Genomic DNA, 3,482 nt, shown 5'->3' on the forward strand with positions numbered 1-3,482 from the left:
TCGGACGACGTCGGCTCCGGAGCCCCGGCCAGATCGAGCCACATTCGGCCCACGTCCGAGTCCCGGGCGTCGTCGAACGCGGACGCACCGGAGGCGGAGCCGCTCCGGTCGGTCGTCTCCGACCGGTGGGCGGCCCCGCCTCCGACGTTCCTGCGCGATCGGGTCATCCGGCCGCGGTGTCCCCCGGAACCGCGGTCAGGGCCGGGGCCTCGTCGTCCTCGGCCTCCGGGGCCACGCCGATGCCGAGCTTCGTGAGGATGCGCTCCTCGATCTCGTTGGCGAGGTCCGGGTTGTCCTTGAGGAAGCGACGGGCGTTCTCCTTGCCCTGCCCGAGCTGGTCCCCGTCATAGGTGAACCACGCGCCGGACTTCTTGACGATGCCCTCCTCGACACCCATGTCGATCAGGCCGCCCTCGCGGGAGATGCCGACCCCGTAGAGGATGTCGAACTCGGCCTGCTTGAAGGGCGGGGCCATCTTGTTCTTGACGATCTTCACGCGGGTGCGGTTGCCGACGGGGTTGCCGGCCTCCTTGAGGGTCTCGATGCGGCGGACGTCGATGCGCACGGACGCATAGAACTTGAGCGCCTTGCCGCCCGTGGTGGTCTCCGGGGAGCCGAAGAACACGCCGATCTTCTCGCGCAGCTGGTTGATGAAGATGGCCGTGGTCTTGGTCTGGTGCAGGCGGCCGGTCACCTTGCGCAGCGCCTGGGACATGAGGCGGGCCTGCAGGCCGACGTGGGAGTCGCCCATCTCGCCCTCGATCTCGGCGCGCGGGGTCAGCGCGGCCACGGAGTCGATGACGACGATGTCCAGAGTGCCCGAGGAGACGAGCATGTCCATGATCTCCAGGGCCTGCTCGCCGGTGTCCGGCTGGCTGACCAGCAGGGCGTCCGTGTCCACACCGAGCTGGCGGGCGTAGACCGGGTCCAGGGCGTGCTCCGCGTCGATGAAGGCCGCGATGCCGCCGTTGCGCTGCGCGTTGGCCACCGCGTGCAGGGCCAGGGTGGTCTTGCCCGAGGACTCCGGGCCGTAGATCTCCACCACGCGGCCGCGCGGCAGGCCGCCGATGCCCAGGGCCACGTCCATGGCCACCGAGCCCGTGGGGATGACCTCGACGGGTGCCTGGGTCTGGTCCCCCAGCCGCATGACGGAACCCTTGCCGAACTGCTTGTCGATCTGGGCGAGAGCGGCCTCGAGGGCCTTCTCGCGATCCGTCACCTTGCTCATCCTTCACCCCTAGCTCTGGTGGTGCTGCCGCGGACGCTGGAGCGCCCGCCTCGGTCATGTCCGTGAATCTACGGGGGGCGGCGGACACGATAAGCGTGGCCCGCCCCGCCTGTGCACGAGATCACCCCGTCGCACTGCTGTGCAGGACTCTACCGCATTCTTCGAACACGTGTTCGAACAGGGGCAGTGCCCCGCCAGCGCGTCGCGGCGTCAGCGTTTCGGCGGCACGTCTCGACCGAGACGCCGCTCCTGCGGGATCTCATGCAGGTCGCAGACCGCCAGCCAGACCCGCCGCGGGTCCACGCCGGCGGCGAGCGCCGCCGTCGCGGTGGTGTCCAGGCCGGGCAGGTGCAGGGAGTCGGCCACGAGGCCGGCCCGGGCGGGGCCGAACTCCTCGTCCATCAGCCGGCGGAACTCGCTCTCGCGCACGGGCGGTCCTCTCTGTGGTCGGTCGCGGGGTCAGGGACGGGGACGCAGACGGCGCGGGCGCCCCGAGACGGGGCGCCCGCGCCGTGGGTGTGGCGGGGTCAGCGGCCGGCCAGCGAGCCCAGGCTGGGGTCCGTGAGGTCGTCCGGCAGGGTGTCCGGGACGACCATGCCCTCCTGCTCCACGAGCCGGTCCGAGACCTCCCGCAGCAGGTAGGACAGCGGGATGTCCAGCGCCTGGCAGATCGAGGCCAGCAGCTCGGAGGAGGCCTCCTTCTGGCCGCGCTCCACCTCCGACAGGTAGCCGAGCGAGACACGGGCATCGTGCGAGACCTCGCGCAGGGTGCGGCCCTGGAGCTGCCGGACGTCGCGCAGGACGTCGCCGATCTCGTGGCGGAGGAGGGGCATGCTGCGCTCCTTGATGTCGGGGGCGGCCGCGCGGGGACGGGGCTGGTCATCGACCCAGCGCGTGATTCCGTGGGAATGGACGGGATGTCGCATCATGTCTATCGCCTGCTCCTGGACTTTTCCTGAAGGCACCGGGCCGCGGGCCTGATCCCGCGAGGCACTCTTCTTGACTCATTACATTCAACGTCGGGCGGGGTCGCGTTCATTCCCGAGGCACGGCCTCCCCCTCCCTCGGGCGTTCCGCGGCCCCGTCGCCCCCGTGCCGCTCCGAGCGCCGATGCCGTTCCCGCAGGGAGTACGTGGCGTTCCGGATGCGCTCGGAGTCGTCCAGGCTCGATCCGACGGCCCCGGCCATCGTGCCCATCGACGCCGCCAGCCACACGAGCCGGACGTAGTCGCCCACACCGCTGGGCTGCTCGAGCTCCTCCCCCAGATACTCCACGGGGATGATCATGAGCGCGACCAGCAGCAGCGTCACGAAGAGCAGCACGTAGACGACGGTGCAGGCCAGGCCCACGGTGAGCACGGTGGAGAGGTTGTCCAGTCGCGAGCTGTGCCGGTGGGCCGCACCGTGCGTCCACAGACCGTTCGTGGTGACCATCCACGCCACCAGCAACACCACGGACAGCACGCTGACCGCCGCGAGCCGCCCCGGAGACATCACGCTGGAGAGCACCCAGATGGAGCCGAAGAACACGCCGTAGGCACCGGCCGCGCTGGCCGAGGCGATCGTGAACGTCATGTCCCGCGGCATGAGCAGCGGCCGGTTGGCCATCACCATCCCGGCCAGCAGGCGCAGCGTGCCCGTCCAGCCCTTCACGTACACCGTGGACGTGCGCCGGGACCCGCCGCCCATCCCGGTGGTCGTGGTCACGTCCGCGTCGACGTCGCCCAGTGGGGCGATGCCCCGCAGCGCGGCCGTGTCGGGCTCGGGAGGCTCGTCCGCCGGGGACCGGCCGCCGTCCTCCTCCACCTCGCCGGACTCGTCGGAGGACTGCACGTCCAGCTCCCCGTCCGGCGGGTCCACGTGCGGGGCGGTGTCGATGTGCTCGACGATCCGCAGCACCGTCTCCCGCAGCCGGCGGGCCGGGGTGATGACCCCCAGCGCCGGGACGCACACGACGCCGACCCGCAGCTGCGGCACGACGTCCGCCACCACGCCGCGCCGGTCGTCGAACCGGGGCAGGTCGACGACGGCGACCACCGTGTCCCATCCCTGCCCGTCCGCGAGTGAGCGGACCGGCTCCTCCAGGACCATGCCCCCGGTCGCACCGACCGGCAGCGACTCCTGCCGTGTCTCGACCCGCCAGCCGCCGGGCTGCGGCAGGCGGTCGTCGAGCCGGTCCTCGACATCCCCGGCGATGCGGCGCACGAGGGCCCACGGGGTGCCCGGGTCGGCCACGAGGCCGATGACGCGGGGG

General features: G+C 71.6%; 4 protein-coding genes. All 4 read right to left on the reverse strand.

The window, feature by feature from the left end:
- Positions 1–163: 163 nt before the first annotated feature.
- A complete protein-coding gene (gene recA, locus D8M29_RS09955) occupies positions 164–1,228 on the reverse strand; it encodes a recombinase RecA (RefSeq protein WP_041104259.1) in 1,065 nt (354 codons plus the stop codon).
- A 210-nt stretch (positions 1,229–1,438) separates the two neighbouring features.
- Positions 1,439–1,657, reverse strand: coding sequence for a DUF3046 domain-containing protein (locus D8M29_RS09960; RefSeq protein ID WP_002856506.1), 219 nt, complete (start codon positions 1,655–1,657; stop codon positions 1,439–1,441).
- Between the two features lie 98 nt (positions 1,658–1,755).
- Positions 1,756–2,157 (reverse strand): helix-turn-helix domain-containing protein, encoded by a 402-nt coding sequence (locus D8M29_RS09965; RefSeq protein WP_036315027.1) that lies wholly within the window; start codon positions 2,155–2,157, stop codon positions 1,756–1,758.
- A gap of 106 nt (positions 2,158–2,263) precedes the next feature.
- Positions 2,264–3,482: hypothetical protein (locus D8M29_RS13640; RefSeq protein ID WP_127445942.1), on the reverse strand; the 1,219-nt coding region annotated here is incomplete at its 5' end.

Source organism: Micrococcus sp. HSID17227 (assembly GCF_003989405.1).
Taxonomy (GTDB): domain Bacteria; phylum Actinomycetota; class Actinomycetes; order Actinomycetales; family Micrococcaceae; genus Micrococcus; species Micrococcus luteus.